Origin of the sequence: Nocardia sp. CA-129566, assembly GCF_050956075.1 — a bacterium.
Lineage (GTDB): Bacteria > Actinomycetota > Actinomycetes > Mycobacteriales > Mycobacteriaceae > Nocardia.
Window position 1 is genome coordinate 5,124,990 of the sequence record NZ_CP192085.1, and the last position, 25,729, is coordinate 5,150,718.

The following is a 25,729-nucleotide window of genomic DNA, read 5'->3' on the forward strand; positions in this document are numbered from 1 at the left end:
ACGATTCGTCGAGCAACTGTCGAGGGTGCCTATGCTCGAAACCGATGATCTGGTCGATGCCTCCGACTGTGAGATAGCGAACACCCCGACCGTTGCGTCCCGGGTGAACCAAACGGTTGCCGTGGTTCGTAGTACGGGGGACGAGATGCGGTGTGCACCTCATCGATCAGCGACGGAGGATCCGAAATATGAATTCAGCCAAACGAATCCAGCGTGCCGCAGTGCCGCTCGCCGCCGCTGCGGTCGCTCTCGCAGGTCTGCTCAGCGGCTGCAGTGGCGACAAAGGTGCCGAGGCGACGGCGCCGACGTCCTCGACCGCCACCAGCACCTCGACTACCGCAGCGGCGCCCGCTGTGGGACAGGCTCCCGCAGTAGCGAAAACGCAAGGCTGGCTGAAGATCTACGGCGGTGCCGCCCCCGCCGGCACCGCGAGCGCGGTGCAACTCCAGGTGACCAGCGACCCGAGCGTCGGACAGCGTGTTTCGGACGGATCCGGCCGGTCGCTGTACCGGTTCGACAAGGACACCGCGAACCCCTCGGTATCCAACTGCTCCGGGCAGTGCGCCGTGACCTGGCCGCCGCTGACTGTCGCCCGCGATCAAGCGCTCTACGCCTCGGGCATCGACCCCCAACTCGTCGGATTCATCGAACGTGCCGACGGCACATGCCAAATCACTATCGGGGGTTGGCCGGTGTACTACTTCTCGAAAGACACCAAGCCGGGCGATTTGCTCGGCCAGGGTGTCGGCGGAACATGGTTCGCGGTGGCTCCCAATGGCGGCAAGGCTCTGAGCAAATGATCACAACGGCCCCCGGCGTCGAAGCGGGGGCCGTACCAGATCGGTCCAATGGCTTCGCGGAAACACCATCGCCCTGGAAGTCATGGCCGGCACCGCTCAACTGCCCGGCGCTCGGGAACCAATGGCGTCGAGATCCAGCGGTCCCCGCTCGACCCGACTATCGGTAGCAGTAGGAGTCGGAGGAGGCGTCGCCGCCCTGCAGGCGCACCTGGTGCACCCGCAGACCTCGAAAGTCCTTGTCGTGCGGGAAGAACGACTCGTCGATGGTCATTGCGCCGTCGGGATCGGTGTGCATCACGGCCATCCAGGCGCCGACCCCATCCGGGTAGAACTGGTCGTCCCACGCGCTATAGAGCGAGTTGGTGAGGTAGACCCGGCGACCGTTACGGCTGATCTCGACCATCTGGGGGCCGCCGGCAAGCGGCTGGTTCGGCGCGGCGGGGTGGGCGGTGCGGCCCACGATCCCGCCGAGCCGGACCGACCCGATCTGTTTCGGGTTGGCCGGATCGCGCACGTCGAACTGACAGAGCTCCCCGGTACCCCAGCACGAGACGTAGAGGTATGCGTCGTCGACCGAGAGGTCGATGTCGGTGACCAGCGGCGGCACCGCGCCGAACGGTTTCAGTGCCGGCGGCAGCAGGTCGGGATCAGCCGGCTGGGCCGGGATGGTGATCACCTTGTCGACCGCCCACACGCCATCATCGCGGTGCCAACGCCACACCGACGCCGACAAATCCTCGGTCGAGATCACCACGCCGACGAACCCCCAAGCGGCGTCCGGATCGTGCGAAGGGCGCAACTCGAGTGGCATCTGATACTGCTCGCCGAGATCGATCCGCTGCTGGTGCCGACCGGCGGTGAGGTCCCAGAAGTGGATCGCGTGGCCGTACTTGTTGGCCAGCAGCAACTCCGGCTGCAACCCGTCCTCGATCATGGACGGGGTGCCCCACTCGCTGCTGATCAGCGTGTTCTGGTTGAGATGCCACCAGGCGTCGTACGCGAAGAATTGCGGCCCACGGTCGGTCTCCCATTGCCGCAGCACATCGAACGTAGCGTGATCGAGCAGCGCGATCCCGCCCGGCCCGTCCGATCCGTCGGCCCCGCCGAGGCAGGTCATGAACACACCGTCGGGCCCGCAGTGCAGCGTGTGTGGACGGGAGTAGCCGGCCTTGGCCGCGAGTTCGGAGCTGTCCACGATCTTGGACAGGGTGGGCTGGCGTGGGTCGGGCTGGGTATCGAACACGTACAGGCGCGACGAGCGCAGACCCGGCACGATCAGGTACCGCCGAGCCAGCCCCTCGATGTGGTGGCCCTCGTGCTTCAGCGCGCTGCTGCAGGCGTTCCAGCCGAAATGGTGCAGCTCGTTGCCCAGGTGGGGCACCTCGGTCCAGCCGACCACTCGGCCGTAGGTGGCCGAGCCCGGATCGACATCGATCACTGAAAGCGCATCTGGCTGCTGTGCCGCGCGGTCGAACGCAACAACGTATGCGAGCCGCTCCGGTGGCGCGGCCGCCGCCTCCGCTGCACTCCGATAGAAGGTCGGGTCCAAGCCTGAGTGCTTCATTTCCAGCCTCCTTGTCGATAGGCGGAGGCCCACGCACCTCGCCCGATCTGGCGGTTCCGAGGTGAGCACGACCCGTGTGGTCGCGTGCCGTAATGGCGCGGGCAGGCAATAACCAGTCTCGGCCTTTCGAGGTAGATCCACCAGCTACCGCCGACGCGGTAGCAGAATGAGCGGTAGGACGCAGTGGTTTTCGATCTGGGAACGGAGGGCTGGCGACGGTCGGCTCCAAGCCGGGCCGCAACACGGTGCACAGCACATCGATCAGCTTCGGCGGCATCCGCCGGCGCGATTACAGAGGGAGCATCAGATGACCGAATCCGGCCCCGCTGATCTCAAGGCGCGGCATCGTGCAATATGGGCACTGGGCGACTACCCGTCCGTCGCCACCGAAGTCATCCCTGGGCTGGGTCGGCGTCTCGTCGAGGTCTGCCGTATCGGCCCGGGCCAGCGCGTGCTCGATATTGCGGCCGGATCCGGGAATGCAGCGATCCCGGCCGCAGCGGCCGGTGCGGACGTCGTCGCGAGCGACCTCACGCCGGAGCTGTTCGACGCGGGCCGGCGTCTCGCCGCCGCCCATGGCGTCGAGCTGCAGTGGCAGGAAGCCGACGCCGAGGCATTGCCCTACGCCGATGCCGAGTTCGACGCCGTGATCTCGTGCGTAGGCGTCATGTTTGCGCCGTTCCATCAGGCGGCCGCGGACGAACTGGTGCGGGTCACCAAGCCGGGCGGCACGATCGGGCTGATCAACTGGACACCCACCGGATTCATCGGGCAGATGTTCGCCACGATGAAACCGTTCGCTGCGCCGCCCCCGCCCGGTGCGCAGCCGCCCCCGATGTGGGGCGACGAGATACATGTCCGGTCGCTCTTGGGCGATCGCGTCGCCGACCTGGAGCTGCGACGCGAAAACGCGGTCATCGATCGTTTCGCCGATGGCGCCGAGTTCCGCGACTTCTTCAAGTCCTATTACGGACCGACGGTCGCCGTGTACAAGGCCATTGCCGCGCAACCCGACCAGATCGCGCGGTTGGACCGGGAACTCGCGGATCTCGCATCCCAACACAACCTGGGCAACGGGCGAATGGAGTGGGAGTACCTCTTGGTCACCGCCCGCCGATCCGCCTGACATTGCGGAGGTGTCGTGTGGTTGCCGGTGGAGCTCTACGGTGGAGGTATGACCGCCTTGGAGTATCGGCATGTGCTGGTCGCGCGGGACGCCGACACGGTGCGCATCACCATGAACAGGCCGGAGCGGCGCAATGCGCTCTCGGGCGAGCATCTGGCCGAACTGCTCGCCTCGTTCCGGGCCGCCGGCGAGACCGACGCCACCGGGATAGTGCTCGGGGCGCACGGTCCGGTGTTCTCCGCGGGACATGATTTCGCCGACGTCGCCGCGCGCGACCTGCTCGGCGTGCGGGAACTGCTCACACTGTGCACGGAGCTGATGTCCACCATCCAGTCGGTGCCGCAGGTGGTGATCGCCCGCGTGCACGGTCTGGCCACGGCCGCGGGCTGCCAACTGGTGGCCTCATGCGATCTGGCCGTCGCCGCCGAATCGGCCGGTTTCGCGCTCCCCGGCGGCAAGGGCGGCTGGTTCTGCCACACCCCCGCCGTGCCGGTGGCCCGCGCCGTCGGCCGTAAACGTCTGATGGAACTCGCCCTCACCGGCGACCCGATCGATGCCCGCACCGCCGAACAGTGGGGCCTGATCAACCGAGCGGTGCCAGACGCCGAACTCGACACCGCCGTGGCCGAGTTGCTCGCTCGCGCCACCCGGGGCAGCCGGGCCAGCAAGGCACTCGGCAAACGCACGCTCTACCGCCAACTCGACCGCCCCGAAGCAGACGCCTACGCCCTCGCGCTGGAAGTCATGGCCGCCGCCGCCCAACTTCCCGGCGCCCGCGAAGGGATGGCGGCTTTCCTGGCCAAGCGCGCACCCGTCTGGGGCGATTAGCGCAGCCAGGCGACCGTCCTCCAGCACTGCAAAGCAACGCCATTGCCAGATGAAATGGTGCGCGACCTTCTTGCGGTCGCCGAACCGGTCCGACGCCCTGCTATCACCGGCCAGTAGGCAGACACCCCGTGTCGCGGTGTCTGCCGAATTGCGGATGACGTCGAGTAGGCGGTGCATGTGGACGCCGTCATCGAAGGTCGGACCGTCGCGGCGTCGGTTCGAATGTCCTGTGCCAGTGCGGCATACCGTCGTGCGACGTTGCCGACTTCGGTGCCGAAGGTCATTGATCGCCTCGTGCAACGGCGCTGAGCATCTCCGGTTCGATCCAGATCAGCCGCTATCGCCACCGGGGCTCGCTCGGTGGACCGGCACAGTGAGCATGGCGACGATCATGTCGATGATTTCGGCCGCGTCGCTGTCCGGGTCCGCGGTGCGTACACCCGCTTCCAGCGCGCGTTCGTAGTCGGCGATCAGGGCGAACATCACCGTTGCCATGGTTTCCAGGCGTTGGCGGCGACGGCGGGGTGGGAGTTGCGCAAGAGCCGCGTCGAGGCGGGTGGCGATGATGCGCACGGCGGCGCGGTCGACACCGGCGAGGCGGCGGGCATCGGCGATCACGGGATGGGCGCGCACCACTTCGAGGAAGCGGCCGTAGTGGGTGATCGGCGGTGTGCCGATGAGTTCGAGGATGGGCGCGGTGAGCATGGCGACCAGTGTCCGGATCTCGTGCGCGGTGCCGTCGGCCTCGTGCTGAGCGAGCAGTCCCATCCGGCGGTCCTCGAGCCAGTTCATCCGGCGTTCGACAATGGCCTCGATCAGCCCGCCGCGGGAGTCGAAATAGTAGTGCACCGCCGAGTTGTTGCGCTGCCCCGCGGCCGCCGCGATATCGCGCAGCGGGACGTCCACGCCGCGTTCGGCGATCAGTCGCTCGCCCGCGTCGAGTAGCGCGGCGCGCGGATCCTCGGTGGTCATGTCTGAACTGTACTAAATCCAGGTATTGACGATGTTAAGCATCAGTGCTTAATTGGGTCGTGCGTACCGGCTGTTTTGCGAATCCGACGAGTCACTGGGCGGAATTGAGGTGATCCGATGACCATCGCGCGGGGTCCGATCTTCCAGCTGTGCTGGGTCGTGCGCGATGTCGATGCGGCGCGACGGGAGTGCACCGAGCGCTATGGCGTCGCCGAGTGGTTCACCATCGCGGATGTGCACTTCGGGCCGCAGTCGTGCGAATTGCGCGGTGCGCCAGCCGATTACACGATCACCGTGGCACTGGGGTATGCGGGCGGCCAGCAATTGGAGCTGATCGAGCCGCAATCCGGGATCAGCCTGTACTCCGAGCATCTGGAAACGGTGGGGCCGGGACTGCATCACATCGCGTGGGTGCCAGCGGACTATGACGCGGCGCTGGCCGAGGCGAAGACGAACGGGGCGGAAATCCTCGCGCGGGGTGTGTTCGAGGGCGTCGGAATGGAATTCACCTATCTCGATGGCGGTGCGCTCGGTTCGACCGTTGAGCTCATGCGGTTGTCGGCGGATATGAAGGCGATGTTCGATTACCTGATTCCGGAGGGGTATTCGAATCCATGGGCCTAGGAATCGAACTCCCCCAGCTCATGACCGGTCCGGTCGAATGGGACGACAGCGCGGATGTGATCGTGGTCGGCTTCGGGATCGCCGGAGCGTGCGCGGCGATCAGCGCGGCCGAAGCGGGCGCGCGGGTACTGCTGCTGGAGCGCAACGGCGCAGCGGGCGGGGCGTCGGCGCTGGCGGCCGGGCACTTCTATCTCGGGGGCGGCACACCGGTGCAGTCGGCGACCGGGCACGCCGACAGTGTCGAGGCGATGATCGCCTATCTCGAGGCGGTCACTCCCGAGCCCGACGCGGCCAAGGTCCGCGCGTACTGCACCGACAGCGTCGCGCATTTCGATTGGCTGGAGGCGCACGGGATCGAGTTCGAGCGGTCGTTCTATCCCGGGAAGTCGGTGGTGCAGCCCGGAACCGAGGGGCTGATGTGGACCGGCAACGAAAAGGTGTGGCCCTACCGCGATCAGGCGCAGCCGGCACCGCGCGGGCACAAGGTGAACGCGCTGGCCGAGCACGGCGGGCAGCAGGTGATGGCGGTGCTCGCCGAGCGGGTCCGGGAGTTGGGTATCGCGGTGAGGTACGAGACCACGGTGCGCGAACTCGTCGCCGACGCGAATGGGCGGATCGTCGGGGTGCGCTGGCACGATGGCGCGGCCGCGGGTGCGGTGGTACTCGCTGCGGGCGGGTTCGTGATGAACTCGGAGATGCTGGCCGCCTACACCCCGCAATTGGCCCAACACTTGCTGCCGCTGGGTGTGCCGTCGGATGACGGGCTCGGCATCCGGCTCGGGCAGTCGGCCGGCGGCGCTGTCACACGGATGGATGAAGCGTTCCTGACCGCGTCGTTCTATCCCCCGGCCGATCTGCTGTACGGGATCATCGTGAACAAGGCCGGTCGGCGATTCGTCGCGGAGGATTCCTATCACGGGCGGACAGCGGGTGCTGTTGTCGCGCAACCGGATTCGACGGCCTACCTGATCGTGGACAGCACGCATATGGTGTGGCCGGAGCTGCCGATGGTGAAATTCATCGATGGCTGGCACCGGGTCTCGGAGATGGAAACGGCGCTCGGTATCCCCGATGGCGCCCTGCGCAGGACCCTGACCGCGTACAACACCGCGGCGGCCGAAGGGCGCGATCCCGAATTCGGCAAACATCCCGACTGGCTGACACCGTTGACCGAGGGCCCGTGGGGCGCCTTCGATCTCACGCCGGGCCGAGCCACCTACGTCGGATTCACCCTCGGCGGACTACGCACCTCCCTCGACGGTGCGGTGCTGCGCGCCGACGGGTCGGTGATCTCGGGGCTGTACGCGGCGGGGGCCTGCGCCTCGAATCTGGCCCAGGACAGTCGCGGCTATGCCAGCGGGACGTGTCTCGGCGAGGGGTCCTACTTCGGGCGTCGCGCCGGTGCGCATGCGGCTGGCATATCGAGGGCGGCACCGACCAGGGCGCAGCGCGCCGAAAGTACCGGGATGGAAGGCGATTGACATGCGATTCACCTATGCCGAGACAATGACGGATCCGACCTACTATGTGCCGCTGGCACAGGCCGCGGAGGCGGCCGGGTATACGTCGATGACGATCGCCGACAGCGTGGCGTATCCGAAGGAATCCGACGCGACCTACCCGTACACCCCCGACGGCAGTCGGGAGTTCTTGGAGGACAAGCCGTTCATCGAGGCATTCGTGCTGTCGGCGGCCATCGCGGCGGCCACAACGACACTGCGCCTGACCCCGTTCGTGGTGAAGTTGCCCATCCGTCCGCCGGTGCTGGTGGCCAAACAGGCCGCCTCGATCGCGGCGTTGAGCGGTAACCGGTTCGGCTTCGGCGTCGGTATCAGCCCGTGGCCGGATGACTTCGAGATCATGGGTGTGCCGTTCGAACACCGGGGCGCACGCATGGACGAATGCATCGATATCGTGCGCGGCCTCACCGCGGGCGGCTACTTCGAATTCCATGGGAAGTACTACGATCTGCCGCCCATCAAGATCAGCCCGGTGCCGACCGAGCCGATCCCGATCCTCATCGGCGGACACAGTGGCCCGGCCTTGCGGCGCGCGGCCCAACGCGGCGATGGCTGGATGCACGCGGGCGGTGACCCGGCCGAATTGGACCGGCTGCTCGCGAAACTCGATACCCTGCGCGCCGAGTACGGCACCCGTAAGGACTTCGAGGTGCACGTCATCTCGCTGGACGGCTTCACCGTGGACGGCGTGAAACGGTTGGAGGACAAGGGGGTCACCGATGTGATCGTCGGCTTCCGCTATCCGTATACAACCGAACCCGATACCGAATCGCTGGACACCAAGATCGCGCACCTGTCGCGGTTCGCGGAGAAGGTCATCGCAAAGACGAGCTGACGCGGCGCTATGCCGCGAGTACGGCGGCGGCCGCGGCCAGGGTCTGGCTTCGGTAGCCGCCGCCGAAGAGCACGACGTGCACCAGCAGCGGGTGTAGTTGATGCAGCGGGACGCGGGCGCGCCAGCCGTCGGCCAGCGGGTGGATCTCGTGGTAGGCGGCGCGGATTCGGTCCAGATGCGGTGCGCCGAACAGGGCGAGCATGGCGAGGTCGGTTTCGCGGTGGCCGCCGTGGGCGGCGGGGTCGATGAGCAGTACACGGTCGGCGGTCCACAGGAGGTTGCCGGACCATAGGTCGCCGTGGATGCGGCTGGGCGGTTCGCTCGGGCCCGCGAGGGTTTCGATATCGTCGATGACGCGTTCCAGCAGGCGGGTGCCGTCGCGGCCGAGTTCGGCGGCGGCGCGCGCAAGGTACGGGGCGAGGCGATGGTCGGCGTACCAGCGGGCCCATGAGCCGTCGAATCGGGTGTTGTCCAGCGGCAGGTCGGCGATCCAACCCGCCCAGGGCGCGCCGAACGATCCCGGCGAATTCGTGTGCAGCGCGGCCAGATCGCGGCCGAAACGTTCCGCGACCGCCGTCGTCGGGGCGGTTTGCGCCAGCCACGGCAGCACCAGCATCCGGTCGTCGACCGCGAGCACCTCGGGCACCAATTCCGGCACCCCGACCGCGAGCCACCGCAGACCCGCCGCCTCCGCCCGGAACACCTGCGCCCGATCGCGCGCGGCCTTGACGAAGACTTCCCGGCGATCGGCGAGTACGGCCCGATGCAGCGTCCATGAATGGCTCGATCCCACATCGGTCACCGCGCGCACCGTGACCCCCAGCAACTCCGCGAGCCGCGCCGCCTGCTTCACCTGCACACCTGGCCTGCTTTCCACTCGTTCCCGGCCCAGCTCCCGGTTCCGATGCGTCGCATTCCGCACCGGAACTCAGCTCGACCGGACCTCGTTCAGCGCGCCACTGCGCCCTCGCACCTGGTCGTACCGCTCGAGCGAACCGCAGTTCCGCGCGCAGTCGTTCTTCGGATACATCGGAATGGTCCCGACTTCGCCAGCATCCGGGATCGTATGTGACTGCATCCCATGCGTTCCCGCGATTCGATCGGCGCGCCGCATTATCGGGATGCCGCGGTGAGGCGTCTCTTGGTTTCCTCATCGGCGGGGAAGAACGATTCGATCGCCAATTCGGCGACGGTGACGTTCATCGGGGTGCCGAAGACGGTGGTGACGCTGATGAAGGACAATTCGTGGTCTTTGTGACGCAGGCGCAGCGGTACGACCGCTTGGTCGGGTTCGGGCAGCGCGAGATCTACTTCGCCGCCCGGATATTGGCGCAGTTCGTCGCGGAGCTCGATCAGTTCCGGCGCGCCAGTGACCTCGATTTGGCGGGACAGGCGCTCGAAAAGGTGGCCACGCCATTCGGCGAGGTTGACGATGCGGCCGGCCATGCCGTCGGGGTGCAGGCTCAGGCGTAGCGCGTTCACCGGTGCGGTGAGCAGCTTCGAATCGATACCCGCCAACAGCACAGCGACACCGGCATTGGCGTCGATCATGTTCCAGCCCTGGTCGATGGCCAGCGCCGGATAGGGCTCATGTCCGGCGAGGATCTGGCGCATCGCGCCGCGCACCGCGTCCATCGCGGGGGTATCCAGGTCGGGTTCGGCGTAGGCAGGAGCGTAACCGGCCGCGAGTAGCAGCCGGTTACGCTCGCGCAAGGGGATCTCCAACTGCTCGCACAGGTGCACAACCATGGTGCGGCTCGGATTCGCACGACCCGTTTCGATGAAACTCAGGTGCCGCGCGGAGGTTTCGGCGCGCCCCGCCAATTCCAGCTGGCTGAGCCTGCGCTCGAGCCGCCAGTGGCGCAACAGGTCACCGGCTGTCTGCGTACTCACCCTGCCGATCCTACGAACCGCACGGCCACAAGACGATTACCTCACGGGTAATCGTCGCCGCCGCGAGCACAACCGCGCCGGGACTCGGGGTTGTGCACCGTCGAACCGACCGACCGGTCCCTGGTTGGCCCCCCACTCATCCGCACAACTGGCCGCCATTCGAAATCCGGGGACAGCACAGGCACTCTCGTCGCTCGATCGCGCCTGTTCCATAACGCACCCGGTTGCGCCCGACACGCCATATCCTGAGCAAGGCGGCGACCGACCCGCCCCGGCCGCACCCGGTAACAGTGCGGTCAGCAGCGACGACGCCGACGTACGCGACGAGAGGAGCGGGGCTGTGGCCGAGGATCGGATCGTCGAGTTCACCTGGGACGGATTCGAGATCGCGGACGCCGACGCGGACGAGGCCGCCTGTCGGGTGGTCGAGGCGGGTGGTGAGGCATCGATTCCGCCGCCGAAAGATCCCGCAATAGCGTTCATCCCGATCGTGCTCGGCGCTATCGCGCTCATCGGGCTCGCCAAGGCCGTCAAAGGATTCATCGATGACCTCGGCAAGGGCGTGATCATCGATGCCCGCGGCGAACCGGTCAAGGTCTCCAAGGACACGAACCTGCCCCGCGGCGTGGTGGTGCTGATCAGCGGCGACGGATCGGTGCGGCTCGACCAGCCCGATCACGACAGCCTGAAATCCCTGATCGAGGCGGCGCTCGCGGCGCGGCAATGACGGACTCACCGCGTGATCTGGCCGAACAGGCCACGGCAGTGCCGGAACCATCGCGGCGTCACCTGCGCGTATTCGCCTTCGATCCGATGGTCGCACGGCTGCCGGGTACCGAAGCGATCACCCTGTCGGTGCCCTACGAGCCGCTGCGGCCGGGTCCTAGTGGCGAGCTCGTCCAAGTGATCGATTACGACGGCGCCCAGGGCTGCTACTACGAACCAGTGGACCTGGACGACCGGCGGCTGCTGCTGCAGGACGGCCTGCCGCCGTCGGAACGGGACCCACGGTTTCACCAACAGATGGTGTACGCGATCGTCAGCACCGTCCTCGAGAATTTCGAGCACGGATTGGGCCGACGTTTCAGCTGGCGCGGAACCGAGCGGTTGAAGATCTTCCCGCACGCCTTCGTCGGCCCGAACGCGCGGTTCGTCCCGGATATGGGCGGGACACTGCAGTTCGGCTACTTCAAGGCCGATGCGAAGAATCCGGGCCGGAATCTGCCCGGCCAGCAAGTGTTCTCGTGCTTATCGCATGACATCATCGCGCACGAAACGACACACGCGCTGGTGCACCGGCAGCGGCAACGGTTCAAGGAACCCACGAATCTCGATGTGCCCGCCTTCCACGAAGGGTTCGCGGACCTGGTCGCGCTGTTCCAGCATTTCACCCTCCCGGAGGTCGTCGAGCGGCATATTCAGCACAATCGCACCGATCTCGGGGAGAACTCGCCGCTGGTCGACCTCGCCCAGCAGTTCGGCGAGGGCAGTGGCATGGGGCGCGCGCTACGCAGCGCGCTCGGCGAACCGCCGGATCCGATGAAGCTGGGCCGGACATTTCAAGCACACCGGCGCGGCGCGATTCTGGTCGCCGCCACCTTCGACGGATACCTCTCGACCTATCAGCAGCGGATCGCGGACCTGCTGCGGATCGCCACGGCCGGTACGGGTGTGCTGCCACAGGGCGCGCTGCATCCGGACCTGGTGCGGCGGGTGGGCGCCGAGGCCAGGCGCACGGCACAGCGCTACCTCGGCATGTGCATCCGCGCCTTCCAGTACCTGCCGCCGGTCGATGTGACCTTCGGCGATTTTCTGCGATCGCTGGTCACCGCGGACCGAGAGCTCTACCCCGAGGACCGCGACGGTCTGCGGGCACGGCTGATCGAGGGATTTCGCCAGCGCGGCATCTACCCCTCGGAGGTGGCGTCGCTGGCCGACGAATCGATCATGTGGCCCGATGCCAGTGGACGCTCGCTGCCGCCGCTGGACCACGACATCGTCGACCCGCTGGTGCTGGACACCGCGACGGGTTTCCGTCAGCACGGCGGGCCCGCATCGGACGGTTCGTCCACCAGGGCCCGCCCGGTGGTGTACGGGAGGCTGCGATCCTATGCCCAAAGACATTGGCGCGCACTCGACTTGGCGCCCGATACCGCGATCGATGTCGACGGATTCCACGCGCTGTTCCGGGTGGGCGCCGACGGCCGAGCGCGGGTGGAGGTGGTGGTCCGATTCGTGCAGACCGCTGATGCGGAACTACAGGCGCGGCTGCGCCCCCGCCTTGGCGGCCTGCCCCTGCGCGGCGGGACCACGATCGTCGCCGACGCGACGGGACGCATCAAATTCGTCATCAGCAAGCCGTTGCCGGCCTCCGCCGGAAGCGACGATGTCACCGCGCGCGGCGCGGATCGGCTGCGCGGGATCCTGGAATTCGTCGACACATTCGACGGGTACGCCGGTGCGACGATGCCGTGGCGCGCCGACCCGAGTCGGGTGGTCGACGAACTCAACGTCGCGAACCTCGATACGGCGGGCTGAATGTCGCGCACAGTCACCGTCCGCATGTACAACATCGGCTTCGCCGACTGCTTCCTGGTGACCCTCACCGAGGACGAACGCATCGCGCGGATACTGGTCGACTGCGGTGCGAATGCCTTCGGCGACAACGGGTTTCTCACTGAACAGGTGGTCGCCGACCTGACCGAAACGGATTCGGGGCGGCCGTATCTGGATGTCGTGGTCGCGAGCAATCCCCATCGCGATCACATCGCCGGTTTCGCCTCGGCGCGATGGCAGGACATCGGCGTCGGCGAGGTGTGGTTGCCGTGGGTCGAGCACCCGGCCGACAGCGAGGCCGCCCGGGTGCGCCACAGCCAGGACCGAGCCGCCCGCGGACTGGCCACCGCCTTTTCCGCGACGACTGCCGAAGGCATGCTGGCACGCAATGCGCTGCGCACCGAGCGCGCGATGTGGACGCTGCGGCACGGCTTCGCGGGTGATCCGCGTCGGCGGTATCACGATGAACTCCTCGACGCGTTCGGCGCCATGACCGCGTTGCCCGGCGTACTGGTCCACATCCTCGGCCCCGCGCGAAGCACCGATCTCGAGCCGATCCTCGGTGCCGTCGATCGACAGTGGCACGCCCACAACGACATTGCGGCCGAGCAACGGCCATCGGCGCCGTTCGCCGACGGCTACCGGCTCACGCCCGCGCAATACGAACGGCGATACGGCGATCGGGTCGAGGTGCCATCGGACAACCTGCTGGCCCAACTGACGGTCGAACCCCGCGATCCGTTCGCGGCGCTGTGCCTGCTCGACCGCGCGATGAACAACCAGGGCATGTTCTTCGCCCTCGAATTCGGCGACGCGGTGCTCGTCTTCCCCGGTGATACCCAATGGGCCGGATGGCAGCCGGTGCTCGACAACCCGGATATCTGTCGGCTCCTGGCCCGCACGACGATCTACAAGGTCGCCCATCACGGCAGCTACACCGGCACACCGCGCCGCTTCGCCACCGAGATCCTGCCGCGGACGGCCATCTCGCTGCTGTCCACCGGCGCGGGGCCCTGGGATGCGGTGCCGCATCACGAACTGACCGATGCACTCGGCGCGGGCGACCGATTGCTGGTGCGCAGCGACGACCAGAATCCGGCGCGGCCGGTGATCCGGCACCCGACCGGACTATGGAGTGAAATCACGGTCGAGGCATAAAGCGGTGGTCGGGCTCCGGAGCCCGACCACCTGTGAGACCGGTTTTACCCGGTTGCCTCTGAGTATGCGCCGACGGCCGAAACCGGGACAAGAGCCCAGGGGGATGAGACTCAGAACCGCCATCGGGTCGCACCGCCCGGTTCCACCGTCGACAAGGCGGTCGCGGTGCGCGCGGTCACGCGGTAGACGTGCCAGGGCGGCGGGCCCGCGGAAGGGGCGCTGTAGGCAGCGGTGAGCGCCTGGCCGGTATCGTCCACGCGGGCGGGCCAGCCCTCACCGACATAGCGCTGTGCCATATCGGCGACCAGCGCGGAATCGATGACCTGGGATGCGGTGCCATCGATCACCAGGTCGAACTCATCGGTCGATACGCACATCGAGCAGCGCGGATCGCGGGCCAGATTACGGCCCTTGCGCGTTCGTGCGCCGGTCACGAACCAGAAGGTGCCCTCGACCCACAGAGCGCCGACAGCGGTCACATGCGGACTGCCATCCGGGTTGATCGTGGTCAGCCAACAGGTGTGCCGGCCCGGGCCGCCACTGCCGGGGCGTTGTTCGACTCCGACGTCGAGCCGTTTCCGAATATCGGCCCAGGCCAGCGGCGGCAACTCGTAGAGGTCTGCGAGATTGGTTGCGTCCATATCGGTAGGACGATCCAGGTATCGGAAATTCATCGACACCGGCCATCACGATCAACGCTTGCAGCGCGCGCAGTAAACTCCAGGAATGGACGCGGCCTCGCCGACTGTGGGCGTGGAGGAGGAGTTCCTGCTGGCGGAGCCGATAAGTGGCGCCCCCAGCCCGCGCAATGTCGAAGTCGCGGCGGCGGCGGGCGAGATCGGGATCGATCTGCAGTTGGAGCTGGCGCGTTGTCAGGTCGAAACCAATACCACGGTGCACACCCGGACCTCGGAATTGCTCGATGAATTGCGTCGACTGCGCACGGCTGTCGCGGGTTGCGCGGAAAAGCACGGTGCGCTCCTGCTCGCCGTCGCGGTGCCGCCCGCCGTGCCGGACGCTTTTCCGGTCACCGACACCCCGCGCTACCGGCGCATCGAGCGCAATTTCGGCATGCTCGCACACGAGCAGGGATTATGCGGCTGCCATGTGCACGTCGGTGTGCCGAATCGGGAAACGGCGGTGCAGGTCGGGAATTATCTGCGGCCCTGGCTGCCGGTTTTGCTGGCATTGACGGCCAATTCCCCGATCTACAGCGCCACCGATACCGGATACGCCAGTTGGCGCAGCATCATGTGGCGACGCTGGCCCAGCGCCGGTCCGCCACCGTTTTTCGACTCCATCGCGGACTACGACGATATGGTCGAGATGATGCTGGCCAGCGGCAGCATTCTCGATACCGCGATGGTGTACTGGGATGTTCGGCCCTCGGCGGCATTCCCTACCGTCGAGGTGCGCGTCAGTGATGTGCCGGCGACCGTGGAGGAAACGGCATTATTGGCCACGCTCATTCGCGCCGCGGTCGTGATGGCGCAGCAGGACAAGCGGCCCCCGCCGCGGATATCCGCGGAAGTTTTGCGCGCTGCCTATTGGAAGGCCGCGCGGTCCGGCCTGGACGGCGACGGCCTCGACACCCTGACCGGGCGGCCCTTTCCGAACCGCACGCTGCTCGCCCGGTTGATCGACTATGTCAGCCCGGCGCTCGAGCAGTCCGGCGACCTGGACTTCGTCACCGATACCGTCGCAGTGGTCGAGGCACGCGGCAATGGCGCCCGCCGCCAACGCGCCGCACTGCACGCGCACAACGATGTCACCGATGTCATCGATACCCTCGCCGCAGCCACTCTCGAAGGCTGCTACTGAGACCTGCCGAAGACCGGGCGCAGTCCACCATCGCGGACGGCCTGAACGGCGACCAGCGCCAGCAGTATCGCGCCGGTAACCAGGTGCTCGATCGCGTCCATCACATGATTCGGGAAGCTGAAGACCAGCACATGGTGCGCGAACAGCGCCCACACCCCGACCGCGAATCCGCCACCCACCCCGGCGAGCACGCAGTACCAGGCAGACCAGGACTTGCGGGTCGCAGCGATCAGCGCGGGCCCGAACAGCAATAGCCCGGCCACCGCGTGCCAGCCGTTGTAATCCATACCGAGCACCGGTGTCGCCGCAGCGTGGTCACCGAGTTCGAAACTGGGTTCGGCGATCCACCCCGCGATCGCCCACACGATATGCACCGCACCCAGCACGAACACCGCCCACTGCAGAAAACTCCACTGCGCCAACGCTATTCGACGCTCGACCACCGACTGTTCCCGCATCGCGCCCTCCCGATATCTTCTACTACATAGCGTAGTTGACGTATCGGCGACGCGAAAGGGGTGCGCGTGCTTCGATGGAGGCATGCCCCTGCTCGTCGGCACCTCGGGGTGGCAGTACCGAGACTGGCGCGACGTCCTGTATCCGGCAGACCTGCCACAGCGTCTGTGGCTGGAGTGCTACGCCGCGGGATTCGCGACCGTCGAGAGCAACAATGTCTTCTATCGACTGCCGAGCACCGAGACCTTCGCGGCGTGGCGGGACCGGACACCGCCAGGATTCTGCTTCGCGGTCAAGGCCAGTCGCTTTCTCACCCATATCAAACGGCTGCGCGAACCCGAGGAGCCCGTGGCGCGGTTGCTCGAGCACGCATCCGGACTGGGCGAGAAGCTGGGCCCGGTGCTGCTGCAACTACCACCGACGCTGCGCGCCGATCCGGCCCTGCTCGACACCTGTCTGCGCTGTTTCCCGACGGGCACGCGGGTGGCCGTCGAACCCCGGCACGAGTCCTGGTGGATTCCGGAAGTCCGTGCCGTACTTGCCGAATGCGGTGCCGCGCTGTGCTGGGCCGACGCCGGCTCCCGTCCGGTCACCCCACTGTGGCGCACGACGGACTGGGGCTATCTGCGACTGCACTCCGGACGCGCGACACCGACGCCGCGCTACGGCCGCACAGCACTCACGAGTTGGGCGCGACGTCTGGCCGACACCTGGTCGGACCGCGAGGACGTCTTCGTCTACTTCAACAATGACCCGGGCGGCGCCGCGGTCCACGATGCGGTCGCCTTCGCGCACGCCGCGAAAGCAACCGTCACCCGTACGCCGGACCTCGCGCAACCAGCAAGCGCGGCAGCGGGTTTCAGCCGATCAGGGTATTCATGATGGTGCCCGCACTGGACGCGATGACGCCGCCGAGCATTGCTCCGGCGAGCATCTTCGGCGAGTCGAAGGTGCTGTTGTTCCACTTCTCCCATGCGAACCGCCCGCCCGCGTAGGTGATGCCGCAGACGCCCGATAGCATCACCAGCCAGGTCAGGTAGCGGACCATCTGGAGAATCTTGTCCGAGTTGGGCGGGGCCTCCGGCGTCGGATTGTCGATTTGGGCCAGTACGGTCTCGTGCACAGCGATCAGGATCATGGCGCGTCTCACTCCAGGGTCGATGCGGACGATGAGCAGCAGATAACCGGGCGATAACCAGATCGGTACCGCACAGTATGGGCGCTTTCCGCGATCTTCGTGGGCAGACCGCGGAACCTGTCTGGAATGTCCGAAGGCCGGACCGGACACGCCCGCGGACCGGTGTACCATTTCGCCCGAATAACCTCAGCGCGGGAGCTCGGGCACGGCCGGGCTGAGAGGGCGGACCCCACGCTTCGCCGACCGCATGAACCTGTCCGGGTAATTCCGGCGTAGGGAGAGCGGTAACGGGATGTCTGCACCCACCCTTGATCGATCCGAACGGCGCGAAGCTCCGCTGACCCTGGACCAGCCCGCACCGAAGGTGCTTTCGTTCTGGGATCAGAGCGCATTCTGGGCGAACCTCGGCGTCAGCCTGATCGCCTTCTCCGGCGCCTACACCGTGCTCGCGCCGAATGCCGATGGCGCGGCCCAGATCTCCATCGCCGCAGGTATTCTCGCGATGATCATCGGAACGATCGTCGGCGGGCTCATGCTGGGCCTGGCCGCAGTGCCGGGTGCGCAGACCGGCAAACCCGCGATGATGTTGCTGCGCGGGCTGTTCGGCGCAAAGCTCAGCTATCTGCCGACGGTGCTCAATATCGCCCAGCTGATCGGATGGGGCACCTTCGAGCTGATCGTCATCGGCGATGCGGCCGAGGAGTTGTTCGACGGTGGGCCACACTGGGTTTACGTGGTCGCCGCGGGTGTGCTGACGACGGTGTTGACGATCTGGCCGCTCGGCTCGGTGCGGATGCTGCGCCGATTCGTGACCGCCGGTGTGGTGATCGCACTGATCTGGTTCTACATCCAGTTCGTGCGGGCCGGTCTGCCCGACCTCACCACCAACCCGGGTCCCATCGGCGACGGGCCGTTCGGCGTCGACTGGAACCTGTTCTGGATCGCCACCGACGCGGCGCTGGCGGTCTCCATCTCCTGGGTTCCGGTCGCCGCCGACTACACCCGGCATTCGCGCAGCACCGGTGCGGCATTCGGCGCCGCCAGCGGGGCCTACGCGTGCACCCAGATCATCGCCTATGTGCTGGGACTGTTCGCGCTGGCGCTCGCCTCCGGCGACGGCGGGGTGTACTCGCCGTTCCTGCATGTGAGCCTCGGCGCGGTGTTCTTCTTCGTCTTCGTCTTGCATGAGGCCGACCAGTCGTTCGCGAATGTGTACTCCACGGCCGTCTCGATCCAGAACCTCGCGCCGCGGGTCGACCGGCGTGTGCTGTCGATCGGTCTCGGCGTCCTGATCACGCTGCTCGCGCTGCGGCTGAATATGGCGAACTACTTCGGTTTCCTGGGACTGATCGGATCGGTGTTCGTGCCGCTGCTCGGGGTCCTGGTCGCGGACTTCTTCCTGCGTGCGAAGGGACAGTGGAATACCGAGGCCAACGCCCCCTCACGCTGGGGCATGGTTTTTGCATGGCTGGTGGGACTTTCGGTGTACCAGCTCATCAACCCGGGTGACGCCGGCGTGTGGACGCACTTCTGGGTGGACGTGCAGGAGCAGTTGCACTTCACCAAGCAGGCTTGGATGAGTGCGTCGCTGTTGTCGTTCCTGGCCGCCGTGGTGGTCGCCTGGCTGCTCGGCCGACTCGCGGTATTGCGCAAGCCGGCCTAGCAACACCGAATATTCGCTGACACCCAGTGCGGGGCTGCTGATCTCATGCGACGGCGGTTGCCGCGCCGTTGATCTCGTTGCGGCGCAAAACTTTCCGATCACGCAATCTTGCGTGCCCCGCAAGTTTGCGTATCGTGCATGGTGTGGCATTCGTACTCGGGTTGCGCGAACGCAAGAAGCTGGCGACTCGGGAGGCGCTCGGGTTCGCGGCGCTGCGGCTGGCGGTCACGCATGGGCTCGACAATGTGCTGGTCGAGGACATCGCGGCAGCGGCGGGCGTCTCGCCACGCACTTTCAACAACTACTTCGCCAGTAAGTACGAGGCCGTCTGTTCGGTGGCGGTGGACCGGGCACGGCGGATCGCGGACGGACTGCACGATCGTCCGGCGGCCGAAGCGCTGTGGCCCGCGGTGATTCACGCGGTACTCGCCGAATTCCGCGATGACGAACTGCCCGATCCGGCCTGGATCCGCGGCATTCGCCTGATCACCACCGAGCCCGCACTGCAGGGTGAATATCTCAAGGCACAGGCCGTCATCCAAGAGGCCATCGCGACGGCCATTGCCGAACGCACTGGCCGCGATCCGCATTCCGAGATGTTCCCGCGGATCATGGCCGGCGCCATCGCGACGGCACTGCAGGTCGGGATCGACCGCTGGGTCGATGCCGACCCGCCCACCGCGGCACTGCCCGTCATCCGGGAAGCGTTGCGGCAACTATCCTTTCTACCAGGAACCTTTCCCATGAACTTCCCCACCGACCACACCCTCACCGTCCCCGGCGCCACGCTCCACTACGAGATCCGCGGCACCGGTCCCCTGCTGCTGCTCATCCCCGGCGGCAACGGCGACGCCGGAACCTTCGCCCAGATCGCCGAACGACTCGCCGACCGCTACACCGTGGTCTCCTACGATCGGCGCGGCTTCTCCCGCAGTCCCGAGGACGGCGCGATCGACCATCGCGTCGAACTCGACGGCACCGATGCCGCGGCCCTGCTGGCCCACCTCGGCGACCAGCCCGCCGCGGTGCTGGGCAGCAGTTCCGGCGCCATCGTCGCACTCGAATTGCTCACCGCCCACCCAGAACTCGTGCATACCCTCATCGCACACGAACCGCCGCTGGCGACCGTGCTCCCCGATGCCGACACATGGCTCACCTTCTTCGACGAGGTCTACCGGACCAGCAAGTCCGAGGGGTTCCTCGCCGCATGGACCCGCTTCGCCGAGGGCGTCGGGCTGCACCGGCCGCAAGACGACCCGACCGAAGAACCCAGCCCCGATGTCGCGGCGATGACCAAGCGCATCCAGCAGAACATGATGTTCTGGATGGAGCACGAAATGCGCCAGTACATCCGCTACACACCGGATCTCGACGCACTGCGCGCCGCGGCGGACAAGCTGGTCCTCGCCGTCGGTCACGACTCCAAGGACACCTTCCCCGCCCTGCCCAATGCGGTGCTCGGTGAAAGCCTCGGACTCGACATCCTCGAATTCGCGGGCGACCACATCGGATACGGCTCCGCCGTCGAGGACTTCGCCATCCAACTCGATACGCTGCTCACCGAGCGCGCGCACTGACTTCTTCATTCGCGGCGCGCGTGCCCGCCCAACCGATCACCCGCAACTATCGTCGACGCCATGGCTGGTCACACACCCACACAGGTCGCGGTATGCGGACCACATGACTGCACCGCCATCGAGGCCGGCTGGGCCGAGGAAGTCGGGCGACTGCTCGCGACCGCCGGTGCCACCGTCCTGTGCGGCGGCGGCACCGGCGTCATGGCGGCGGTGGCGGCGGGTGCCGCAAGCGCGGGCGGTCTGGTCATCGGCATCCGCCCCGACACCGACCGCTCCGCCGCCTGCCCCGGCCTATCCGCCGTCCTCTACACAAATATGGGCGAGGCGCGCAATGCCATCCTCATCCGCTCCGCCGATGCCGTCATCGTGATCGGCGGCTCCTGGGGCACCCTCTCCGAACTCGCCTTCGCCCGCCATCGCGGCACCATCCCCGTCGTCTCCCTCGGTGGCTGGCAACTCCACGACGCCACCGGAAACCCTATAGCCGCAGCACAACTCGCCGCCGATCCGTCCGACGCCGTCCATCGCGCACTCAATTAGGCACGCGCGACCCGCCGTCGTCTCTCACCACCAGCCCGTATTTCCCCACTCGATAACCTTGGTCCACTACCGCCCTGGCCGTCGTGCAGACCATCGTTCCCGAGGTGGTCATCTGGCCGGATCGAATTTCTTCTGATACCTGAAGGATCCGGCCGGGAACTACTCCGAGTACTACGCCGACATGGACTGCATCATCGACGACCAGCTCTGGACGCCGAAAGTGTTCGAGGGCGCCAAGGGACTGTCCGACTGGCGCCCACCGCCTCCCCCGTCGGTCCTCCACCCCGGAATCTCGCCGCCAGTGCCCACTACATCGCATAGCGGGAGCGCGTTTTCGCGGGCCAAGGCGACGCCGCTAGAGCGACCTTCGATGCCCACGGTGTCGATGCTGTACGACACACAGGTAGCGGAACCGTTCGCCCAAAGGCTCGGCATGGACCGCCTTCCGTGCCTGGGGCGACCACTTCGAGTGGCGACATCGTCTCCAGTGCACCGGAGCTCGCCCGCATCGCCCTGAACATCGTCGCGGTGCACGACGAGTGGTCCCCGAGCGCTGGGTTGTCCGTCTCGATCGATGCCAGTGGCGTCGTAGGCGAGGCGCGCGGCCGAGAGTGTGCGAATCTCCGGTTACGCGAGTCCTCCCCCGGGTCAGCGGGTTTCGCGAAGTCTGAGGCGGACCTCGCTCGGGTCAAGGCAGGGCGAGCGGTGCCCTTTTCGGATGACGGCCTCCGACATTGCGTTACGGCTAACAAATCCATCGCTGATGTAACTGTTTCGCCAGAAATTAAGAACGCCAGCAATTTCTGGGTACAAGTCATGCAAGCCGGGCCGGACCCGGAGGCACGAAAAATAAAGAAAGTACGACCATGCGCAGAGCAACGGCGCTCTTCGCCGCATTACTGTTGGCCATCCTCCTTTCCATCACATACGCGACGATCCCGCGCGCGCACGCCGATTACTGTACTGGCGATTGGGCCATCGGTATCGGCGGTCTCGGGGACAACACCTCATCGGTGTTCATCCCATTTGTGGATCAGCCTGTCGGTTACAACTCCGCCGACCCGATGTCGGGGTTGAACGAACTCGACCGGCTGTTCTGGGTCCATCGCAGCCAATGCCCGGACGACCACATCAGATTGATCGGGCACAGCGAGGGCGCGGGTATCGTCCACGCTTGGGTCACCGCACACCAGGATGTCGGCAATGCCAATGCCATTCTCCTGTCGGATCCCAAGCGAGCCGCCGGGCCCGGTTGGGCCGGATTGTCATCGACACCCGGGAGCGGGATCATCGGTTATCCGCTGGCCGGTGTCGACGATTGGTTCGGCGACTTCCCGGTGTTGACCGTGTGCAACCACGACGACCAGATCTGCGACACCTCGGCTGGTTGGTGGGGCTACCTCTTCGGGGGTGCACATTCTCGCTACGATTTCAACGTCTGGGACTACGGTGACTGGGATTCCGGTGTCTGGTACCGGTAGCCAGTGATTCTTGGGGATCAGTAGCCATGCGGCACTGGTCCCCATTGACTGAACCCGTGCCCCATCGAGGTACACACTGCCGCACCTTGAAAGGTGATTTGGCAGTTCGCTCCGGCATATGTGACCGAATACTGCGGATCGTGGTAGTTCACGGGTGTGAGACGCGGCAATGATGGATTTCCGCCCGGCAGTGTGTGACTGCCGTTGGCGTTCCACTGGGGATGCGCCGGCCACGTAGCCGAATCGATAATGATGGCAGGCACATTCGGCAACGACATCTGCATTCCGGCATACAGCACATCCATCGACGAAGCCGGGACCGCGAGGTCGCATCCCACCACACCATCCGCACCGATCGAACAGTTCCAATCGCCCAAAGCGAAATACTCTGTGTCACCGACCAGTACCGGGCCGGGCGCATCATCGGCGTGCCCGGCGCCGACCCCGAACAGGCATGCAACCATCCCGAGAATTCCCCCGCAAACCCGTGCGGCGGCAACCTTCACACCCCTGGACACGGAATCTCCCTTGATGGATAGCGAGATTTTGGTCGAGTTGACCATAGAGAAAAACTATCACGAAACGGCGCATCAGCAAAGAATCTGTCGAGGGGGCTTCCACAGAAAATCGACCCGCCGCTCATGCACATCGACCCCGGAATCAGCGACAGGGCAGCAGATTTGCTTTGGGGAGCCACTACTGTGTGTTCGGGTGGCTCTCCACTGCCGTGACCCGGCTCCGGAGCAAGCAGAATTCGTTCCCCTCCGGGTCGGCCAGTACGTGCCACGTTGCGGCGCCGGTCTGGCCGATGTCGACCTTGCGCGCACCCGCGGCGAGCAGCCGTACCAGTTCCGCGTCCTGATCGCGGTCGATGGGGTTGACATCGAGGTGCAGCGGCAGTTTTCCGCGCTTCGGCTCGGTGCTGCGGCCGAACACCAGTGTGGGCTGCGGCCCGCCGAAGCCGATTCCGGGCGGACCGATCTCCAGGTGGTCGTCGCCCTCCCAGCCGAGTTCGACGTAGCCGAGGACTTCGCACCAGAAGTCCGCCAGCCGCTGTGGGTCGGAACAGTCGATGACCAGTTCGGTGATCCTGCAAGACATGCGCGCGACACTACGCGTGCGAGACTGCTCCGAACAGCGGTTTCCTCGTCGGCACGGCGAAGCGGTCATGAGGCCGGGTGCTGTGTGGGCAACCTCGTTGGAAATCGGCGTGGAGACATGATCTATCTCGCGATGTCAGGCCGGTGTGCTGGACAGTTCCCAGGCTTCGATCGGGTCGCGGGAGTACCAGTGGCCGGTCCATTCCCGGCTGGCGGCCAGCGCCGCGTAGAACTCGCCGTCGTCGGGCAATTCGGGGGCATGAGCCGCGACGACACCGGGCCGGTCGCTGTGGAAGCGGCGGGCACGTTCGACCGCGCGAGCGGCGCACTCGGCGTGGTAGGCGCGTTGGGTGATCAGCCATTCATCGGCGCTGCGCCGGTCCGGGTGCCGGGTGTGGTCGAGGGGGTAGTGCATCTGATACTCCGCTCGCGCCAGTTGTTCGCTGGCGTGCTCGAACAACCACGCGATCCATGCCGGAACCTCCGGTTGCGCGGCCAGCGCACTGGCGGCGAACCCACTCACGGCCGGGTCTTCCGGCTCACGCCACGCCGCCGATGACGCGGGCGAACGCAGCGGAGTCGACGCGTTCGCCCTCCGCATGCCTACCTCCCATAGCCGATGACTGTAAGTCCCCGCACAGCTGCCGCTGCTTCGTGTGTGCGTGTCCGGCAGAGAACATCCGGTCGGGCGAAATCGTCCTCGACGACACGCTGATAGCGCTGACCGGCGCGCCTCATGCGAGCCGACCCGCCGCACCGTTGACCATGAAGGTTGTTGCCAAGTGAATGGTAGCCGCCGATGCCGGGCCATGACGCGGGATGATCATTTGGTCATCGATGAAATCGCGGTCCCAGGCTTTCGCCGACAGCGGTAGCGTAAGAGACAGCGCCCGGTCGTCCCGACCGAAGCGGCGAGGGCAGCCGATATCCGATCGCAGCGGTGGCTACGCACGGGCATGAGTTGGCCTCGACGGTATCTGTGAACAGTAATTAGTGGCTTGTGAGAAAGACCCGCACTCATGACCGGTCACATCTACGACCGCGAGGTCGACTCCGACCGCGAGTCCCAGCCCGATCCGTGGGATGAATTCTTCTCGCTGTTCCTGGATCCGACACGGACCTATAGTTGCGCGTTCTGGACCCACCCGGGCGAAACACTCGAACAAGCCCAACTGAACAAGATCGACCTCGCCCTGGGTAAATGCGGCCTGCGGCCCGGGATGACCCTGCTCGATGTCGGGTGCGGTTGGGGATCAGCCATCCTGCGCGCCATGGACACCCGCAGGGTGAACGCAATCGGATTGACCCTCAGCCGCAGTCAGTATCGATATGTGCGCGATCAGCTCGTCGAGCGCCTGGTCCGGGGCAGCCCTTGTGGCCGCGTGTGGCTGCGAGGCTGGGAAGACTTCGATGGCCACGCCGACCGCATCGTGTGCATCGACGCCTTCGAACACTTCCACCGAGACCGCTACGCCGACTTCTTCGAATTCGCCTACCGCACAATGCCTGCCGACGGCGTGTTGCTGCTGCAGACCATCATCGGTTACAACCGCGACAACGGGCGTGCATACGGGATACCGCACACCAGCGTCGATGACGCGTTCATGGGGTTCCTCACCGAGACCATCTTCGCCGGCGGCCCGCTGCCGACCCCGACCGGTCGCGACCCCAAAGGTGTCACCGCCTACGCCGAAGACGCGGGATTCACCGTCACCGGTATCCAGAAGATGGGACCGCACTATGCCACCACTCTCGACCATTGGGCCGATGCCCTGCGCGAGCACTACGACCGCGCCATCGAGCTCGCCGGGCCCGACATCTACTCCGCCTACCTCCGATACCTGACCGGATGCGCCGACTACGCCCGCCGCGGCCGCATCGACGTCATGCAATTCACCTGCACCAAACCCAGCACACCGCGGTGAACCAGACATACGACCAGCTACGACACATGTTCCTCGGCACTACGAGCGTTAACCAGATGCTCGTCCGCCGCACTGCGGGCACCTCTGCAGATCCCCGCCAACAGCGGTTTCCCTGCCGGTAACGAACAGCACTTCTATCCCGCGAATGCACC

General features: G+C 66.2%; 26 protein-coding genes and 1 riboswitch. Of the genes, 16 read left to right on the plus strand and 10 right to left on the minus strand.

The features are described from left to right. Positions 1 to 188: 188 nt before the first annotated feature. Complete coding sequence (locus ACQP0C_RS22145; protein ID WP_433722651.1) at positions 189 to 800, plus strand: hypothetical protein; 612 nt, start codon at positions 189 to 191, stop codon at positions 798 to 800. Positions 801 to 957: 157 nt separating this feature from the next. On the opposite strand, the gene ACQP0C_RS22150 is transcribed toward ACQP0C_RS22145, so the two are convergent. Further along, positions 958 to 2,364: a selenium-binding protein SBP56-related protein gene (locus ACQP0C_RS22150; protein ID WP_433722653.1), complete on the minus strand. Its 1,407-nt coding sequence runs from the start codon at positions 2,362 to 2,364 to the stop codon at positions 958 to 960. A 307-nt stretch (positions 2,365 to 2,671) separates the two neighbouring features. Between ACQP0C_RS22150 and ACQP0C_RS22155 the strand changes: the two genes are divergently transcribed. After that, positions 2,672 to 3,490 carry a class I SAM-dependent methyltransferase gene (locus ACQP0C_RS22155; protein ID WP_433722655.1) on the plus strand — a complete coding sequence of 273 codons (819 nt, stop codon included), beginning with the start codon at positions 2,672 to 2,674 and terminating at the stop codon, positions 3,488 to 3,490. A gap of 48 nt (positions 3,491 to 3,538) precedes the next feature. After that, positions 3,539 to 4,318: an enoyl-CoA hydratase-related protein gene (locus ACQP0C_RS22160; RefSeq protein WP_433722657.1), complete on the plus strand. Its 780-nt coding sequence runs from the start codon at positions 3,539 to 3,541 to the stop codon at positions 4,316 to 4,318. Between the two features lie 330 nt (positions 4,319 to 4,648). Here ACQP0C_RS22160 and ACQP0C_RS22165 read toward each other — a convergent pair whose 3' ends face one another. Beyond that, the gene (locus tag ACQP0C_RS22165) at positions 4,649 to 5,290 is read right to left on the minus strand and encodes a TetR family transcriptional regulator (protein ID WP_433722659.1); all 642 of its coding nucleotides are present in this window, start codon (positions 5,288 to 5,290) and stop codon (positions 4,649 to 4,651) included. Between the two features lie 117 nt (positions 5,291 to 5,407). Between ACQP0C_RS22165 and ACQP0C_RS22170 the strand changes: the two genes are divergently transcribed. The 3 genes from ACQP0C_RS22170 to ACQP0C_RS22180 are packed head-to-tail and all read left to right on the plus strand — an operon-like array spanning position 5,408 to position 8,269. Next, positions 5,408 to 5,914, plus strand: coding sequence for a VOC family protein (locus ACQP0C_RS22170; protein WP_433722661.1), 507 nt, complete (start codon positions 5,408 to 5,410; stop codon positions 5,912 to 5,914). Then, positions 5,905 to 7,395, plus strand: coding sequence for an FAD-binding protein (locus ACQP0C_RS22175; RefSeq protein WP_433722663.1), 1,491 nt, complete (start codon positions 5,905 to 5,907; stop codon positions 7,393 to 7,395). Before ACQP0C_RS22170 ends, ACQP0C_RS22175 begins: the two co-directional genes overlap by 10 nt. 1 nt (position 7,396) lies before the next feature. Continuing rightward, positions 7,397 to 8,269, plus strand: coding sequence for a TIGR03619 family F420-dependent LLM class oxidoreductase (locus ACQP0C_RS22180; protein ID WP_433722665.1), 873 nt, complete (start codon positions 7,397 to 7,399; stop codon positions 8,267 to 8,269). Positions 8,270 to 8,276: 7 nt separating this feature from the next. Here the strand turns inward: ACQP0C_RS22180 and ACQP0C_RS22185 are convergent, their stop codons facing one another. Together ACQP0C_RS22185 and ACQP0C_RS22190 are read right to left on the minus strand one after the other, a co-directional pair. Beyond that, complete coding sequence (locus tag ACQP0C_RS22185; RefSeq protein WP_433722667.1) at positions 8,277 to 9,128, minus strand: fructosamine kinase family protein; 852 nt, start codon at positions 9,126 to 9,128, stop codon at positions 8,277 to 8,279. Positions 9,129 to 9,382: 254 nt separating this feature from the next. Then, the gene (locus ACQP0C_RS22190) at positions 9,383 to 10,162 is read right to left on the minus strand and encodes a helix-turn-helix domain-containing protein (protein ID WP_433722669.1); all 780 of its coding nucleotides are present in this window, start codon (positions 10,160 to 10,162) and stop codon (positions 9,383 to 9,385) included. Positions 10,163 to 10,502: 340 nt separating this feature from the next. Here ACQP0C_RS22190 and ACQP0C_RS22195 point away from each other — a divergent pair, with 340 nt between their 5' ends. From ACQP0C_RS22195 to ACQP0C_RS22205, 3 genes are read left to right on the plus strand one after another with little or no spacing between them, the layout of a single operon-like run. Continuing rightward, the gene (locus ACQP0C_RS22195) at positions 10,503 to 10,889 is read left to right on the plus strand and encodes a hypothetical protein (RefSeq protein ID WP_433722671.1); all 387 of its coding nucleotides are present in this window, start codon (positions 10,503 to 10,505) and stop codon (positions 10,887 to 10,889) included. Continuing rightward, positions 10,886 to 12,700 carry a hypothetical protein gene (locus ACQP0C_RS22200; protein WP_433722673.1) on the plus strand — a complete coding sequence of 605 codons (1,815 nt, stop codon included), beginning with the start codon at positions 10,886 to 10,888 and terminating at the stop codon, positions 12,698 to 12,700. Before ACQP0C_RS22195 ends, ACQP0C_RS22200 begins: the two co-directional genes overlap by 4 nt. After that, complete coding sequence (locus ACQP0C_RS22205; RefSeq protein WP_433722675.1) at positions 12,701 to 13,876, plus strand: hypothetical protein; 1,176 nt, start codon at positions 12,701 to 12,703, stop codon at positions 13,874 to 13,876. 110 nt (positions 13,877 to 13,986) lie between these two features. Here the strand turns inward: ACQP0C_RS22205 and ACQP0C_RS22210 are convergent, their stop codons facing one another. Continuing rightward, complete coding sequence (locus ACQP0C_RS22210) at positions 13,987 to 14,517, minus strand: pyridoxamine 5'-phosphate oxidase family protein (protein ID WP_433722677.1); 531 nt, start codon at positions 14,515 to 14,517, stop codon at positions 13,987 to 13,989. Between the two features lie 85 nt (positions 14,518 to 14,602). Here ACQP0C_RS22210 and ACQP0C_RS22215 point away from each other — a divergent pair, with 85 nt between their 5' ends. Further along, on the plus strand, positions 14,603 to 15,697 hold the full coding sequence (locus tag ACQP0C_RS22215; protein WP_433722679.1) for a glutamate--cysteine ligase 2: 1,095 nt from the start codon (positions 14,603 to 14,605) through the stop codon (positions 15,695 to 15,697). Here the strand turns inward: ACQP0C_RS22215 and ACQP0C_RS22220 are convergent. Next, the gene (locus ACQP0C_RS22220) at positions 15,691 to 16,155 is read right to left on the minus strand and encodes a DUF4383 domain-containing protein (protein ID WP_433722681.1); all 465 of its coding nucleotides are present in this window, start codon (positions 16,153 to 16,155) and stop codon (positions 15,691 to 15,693) included. The two genes, ACQP0C_RS22215 and ACQP0C_RS22220, sit on opposite strands and share 7 nt — an antisense overlap. 82 nt (positions 16,156 to 16,237) lie before the next feature. Between ACQP0C_RS22220 and ACQP0C_RS22225 the strand changes: the two genes are divergently transcribed. After that, positions 16,238 to 17,035 (plus strand): DUF72 domain-containing protein, encoded by a 798-nt coding sequence (locus tag ACQP0C_RS22225; protein WP_433722683.1) that lies wholly within the window; start codon positions 16,238 to 16,240, stop codon positions 17,033 to 17,035. Here the strand turns inward: ACQP0C_RS22225 and ACQP0C_RS22230 are convergent. Further along, positions 17,013 to 17,291: a hypothetical protein gene (locus ACQP0C_RS22230; protein ID WP_433677807.1), complete on the minus strand. Its 279-nt coding sequence runs from the start codon at positions 17,289 to 17,291 to the stop codon at positions 17,013 to 17,015. The genes ACQP0C_RS22225 and ACQP0C_RS22230 overlap by 23 nt on opposite strands. A 181-nt stretch (positions 17,292 to 17,472) precedes the next feature. Further along, positions 17,473 to 17,589, plus strand: a riboswitch (TPP riboswitch). Here ACQP0C_RS22230 and ACQP0C_RS22235 point away from each other — a divergent pair. The 4 genes from ACQP0C_RS22235 (at position 17,584) to ACQP0C_RS22250 (ending at position 22,552) form a co-directional block, all read left to right on the plus strand. Beyond that, positions 17,584 to 18,954 carry a purine-cytosine permease family protein gene (locus ACQP0C_RS22235; protein ID WP_433722685.1) on the plus strand — a complete coding sequence of 457 codons (1,371 nt, stop codon included), beginning with the start codon at positions 17,584 to 17,586 and terminating at the stop codon, positions 18,952 to 18,954. Its footprint overlaps the riboswitch before it by 6 nt. A gap of 143 nt (positions 18,955 to 19,097) precedes the next feature. Then, positions 19,098 to 20,531, plus strand: a complete 1,434-nt coding sequence (locus ACQP0C_RS22240) for an alpha/beta fold hydrolase (RefSeq protein WP_433722687.1) — start codon at positions 19,098 to 19,100, stop codon at positions 20,529 to 20,531. Between the two features lie 60 nt (positions 20,532 to 20,591). Further along, positions 20,592 to 21,071, plus strand: coding sequence for an LOG family protein (locus ACQP0C_RS22245; RefSeq protein ID WP_433722689.1), 480 nt, complete (start codon positions 20,592 to 20,594; stop codon positions 21,069 to 21,071). Between the two features lie 866 nt (positions 21,072 to 21,937). Next, positions 21,938 to 22,552, plus strand: coding sequence for a cutinase family protein (locus ACQP0C_RS22250; RefSeq protein WP_433722691.1), 615 nt, complete (start codon positions 21,938 to 21,940; stop codon positions 22,550 to 22,552). A gap of 17 nt (positions 22,553 to 22,569) precedes the next feature. Here the strand turns inward: ACQP0C_RS22250 and ACQP0C_RS22255 are convergent, their stop codons facing one another. From ACQP0C_RS22255 to ACQP0C_RS22265, 3 genes are all read right to left on the minus strand, one after another. After that, a complete protein-coding gene (locus ACQP0C_RS22255; protein WP_433722693.1) occupies positions 22,570 to 23,115 on the minus strand; it encodes a hypothetical protein in 546 nt (181 codons plus the stop codon). Positions 23,116 to 23,248: 133 nt separating this feature from the next. Next, the gene (locus ACQP0C_RS22260) at positions 23,249 to 23,653 is read right to left on the minus strand and encodes a VOC family protein (protein WP_433722695.1); all 405 of its coding nucleotides are present in this window, start codon (positions 23,651 to 23,653) and stop codon (positions 23,249 to 23,251) included. A gap of 135 nt (positions 23,654 to 23,788) precedes the next feature. Continuing rightward, a complete protein-coding gene (locus tag ACQP0C_RS22265) occupies positions 23,789 to 24,253 on the minus strand; it encodes a hypothetical protein (protein WP_433722697.1) in 465 nt (154 codons plus the stop codon). Positions 24,254 to 24,671: 418 nt separating this feature from the next. Here ACQP0C_RS22265 and ACQP0C_RS22270 point away from each other — a divergent pair, with 418 nt between their 5' ends. Beyond that, positions 24,672 to 25,577 (plus strand): class I SAM-dependent methyltransferase, encoded by a 906-nt coding sequence (locus ACQP0C_RS22270; protein ID WP_433722699.1) that lies wholly within the window; start codon positions 24,672 to 24,674, stop codon positions 25,575 to 25,577. Positions 25,578 to 25,729 lie beyond the last annotated feature (152 nt).

Excerpts from the sequence above, each read along its gene's own strand:
- ACQP0C_RS22145 (WP_433722651.1), top strand. The coding sequence starts at position 189 with ATGAATTCAGCCAAACGAATCCAGCGTGCCGCAGTGCCGCTCGCCGCC.
- ACQP0C_RS22150 (WP_433722653.1), bottom strand. The coding sequence starts at position 2,364 with ATGAAGCACTCAGGCTTGGACCCGACCTTCTATCGGAGTGCAGCGGAG.
- ACQP0C_RS22155 (WP_433722655.1), top strand. The coding sequence starts at position 2,672 with ATGACCGAATCCGGCCCCGCTGATCTCAAGGCGCGGCATCGTGCAATA.
- ACQP0C_RS22160 (WP_433722657.1), top strand. The coding sequence starts at position 3,539 with ATGACCGCCTTGGAGTATCGGCATGTGCTGGTCGCGCGGGACGCCGAC.
- ACQP0C_RS22165 (WP_433722659.1), bottom strand. The coding sequence starts at position 5,290 with ATGACCACCGAGGATCCGCGCGCCGCGCTACTCGACGCGGGCGAGCGA.
- ACQP0C_RS22170 (WP_433722661.1), top strand. The coding sequence starts at position 5,408 with ATGACCATCGCGCGGGGTCCGATCTTCCAGCTGTGCTGGGTCGTGCGC.
- ACQP0C_RS22175 (WP_433722663.1), top strand. The coding sequence starts at position 5,905 with ATGGGCCTAGGAATCGAACTCCCCCAGCTCATGACCGGTCCGGTCGAA.
- ACQP0C_RS22180 (WP_433722665.1), top strand. The coding sequence starts at position 7,397 with ATGCGATTCACCTATGCCGAGACAATGACGGATCCGACCTACTATGTG.
- ACQP0C_RS22200 (WP_433722673.1), top strand. The coding sequence starts at position 10,886 with ATGACGGACTCACCGCGTGATCTGGCCGAACAGGCCACGGCAGTGCCG.
- ACQP0C_RS22205 (WP_433722675.1), top strand. The coding sequence starts at position 12,701 with ATGTCGCGCACAGTCACCGTCCGCATGTACAACATCGGCTTCGCCGAC.
- ACQP0C_RS22210 (WP_433722677.1), bottom strand. The coding sequence starts at position 14,517 with ATGGACGCAACCAATCTCGCAGACCTCTACGAGTTGCCGCCGCTGGCC.
- ACQP0C_RS22215 (WP_433722679.1), top strand. The coding sequence starts at position 14,603 with ATGGACGCGGCCTCGCCGACTGTGGGCGTGGAGGAGGAGTTCCTGCTG.
- ACQP0C_RS22220 (WP_433722681.1), bottom strand. The coding sequence starts at position 16,155 with ATGCGGGAACAGTCGGTGGTCGAGCGTCGAATAGCGTTGGCGCAGTGG.
- ACQP0C_RS22225 (WP_433722683.1), top strand. The coding sequence starts at position 16,238 with ATGCCCCTGCTCGTCGGCACCTCGGGGTGGCAGTACCGAGACTGGCGC.
- ACQP0C_RS22230 (WP_433677807.1), bottom strand. The coding sequence starts at position 17,291 with ATGATCCTGATCGCTGTGCACGAGACCGTACTGGCCCAAATCGACAAT.
- ACQP0C_RS22235 (WP_433722685.1), top strand. The coding sequence starts at position 17,584 with ATGTCTGCACCCACCCTTGATCGATCCGAACGGCGCGAAGCTCCGCTG.
- ACQP0C_RS22245 (WP_433722689.1), top strand. The coding sequence starts at position 20,592 with ATGGCTGGTCACACACCCACACAGGTCGCGGTATGCGGACCACATGAC.
- ACQP0C_RS22250 (WP_433722691.1), top strand. The coding sequence starts at position 21,938 with ATGCGCAGAGCAACGGCGCTCTTCGCCGCATTACTGTTGGCCATCCTC.
- ACQP0C_RS22255 (WP_433722693.1), bottom strand. The coding sequence starts at position 23,115 with ATGGTCAACTCGACCAAAATCTCGCTATCCATCAAGGGAGATTCCGTG.
- ACQP0C_RS22260 (WP_433722695.1), bottom strand. The coding sequence starts at position 23,653 with ATGTCTTGCAGGATCACCGAACTGGTCATCGACTGTTCCGACCCACAG.
- ACQP0C_RS22265 (WP_433722697.1), bottom strand. The coding sequence starts at position 24,253 with ATGCGGAGGGCGAACGCGTCGACTCCGCTGCGTTCGCCCGCGTCATCG.
- ACQP0C_RS22270 (WP_433722699.1), top strand. The coding sequence starts at position 24,672 with ATGACCGGTCACATCTACGACCGCGAGGTCGACTCCGACCGCGAGTCC.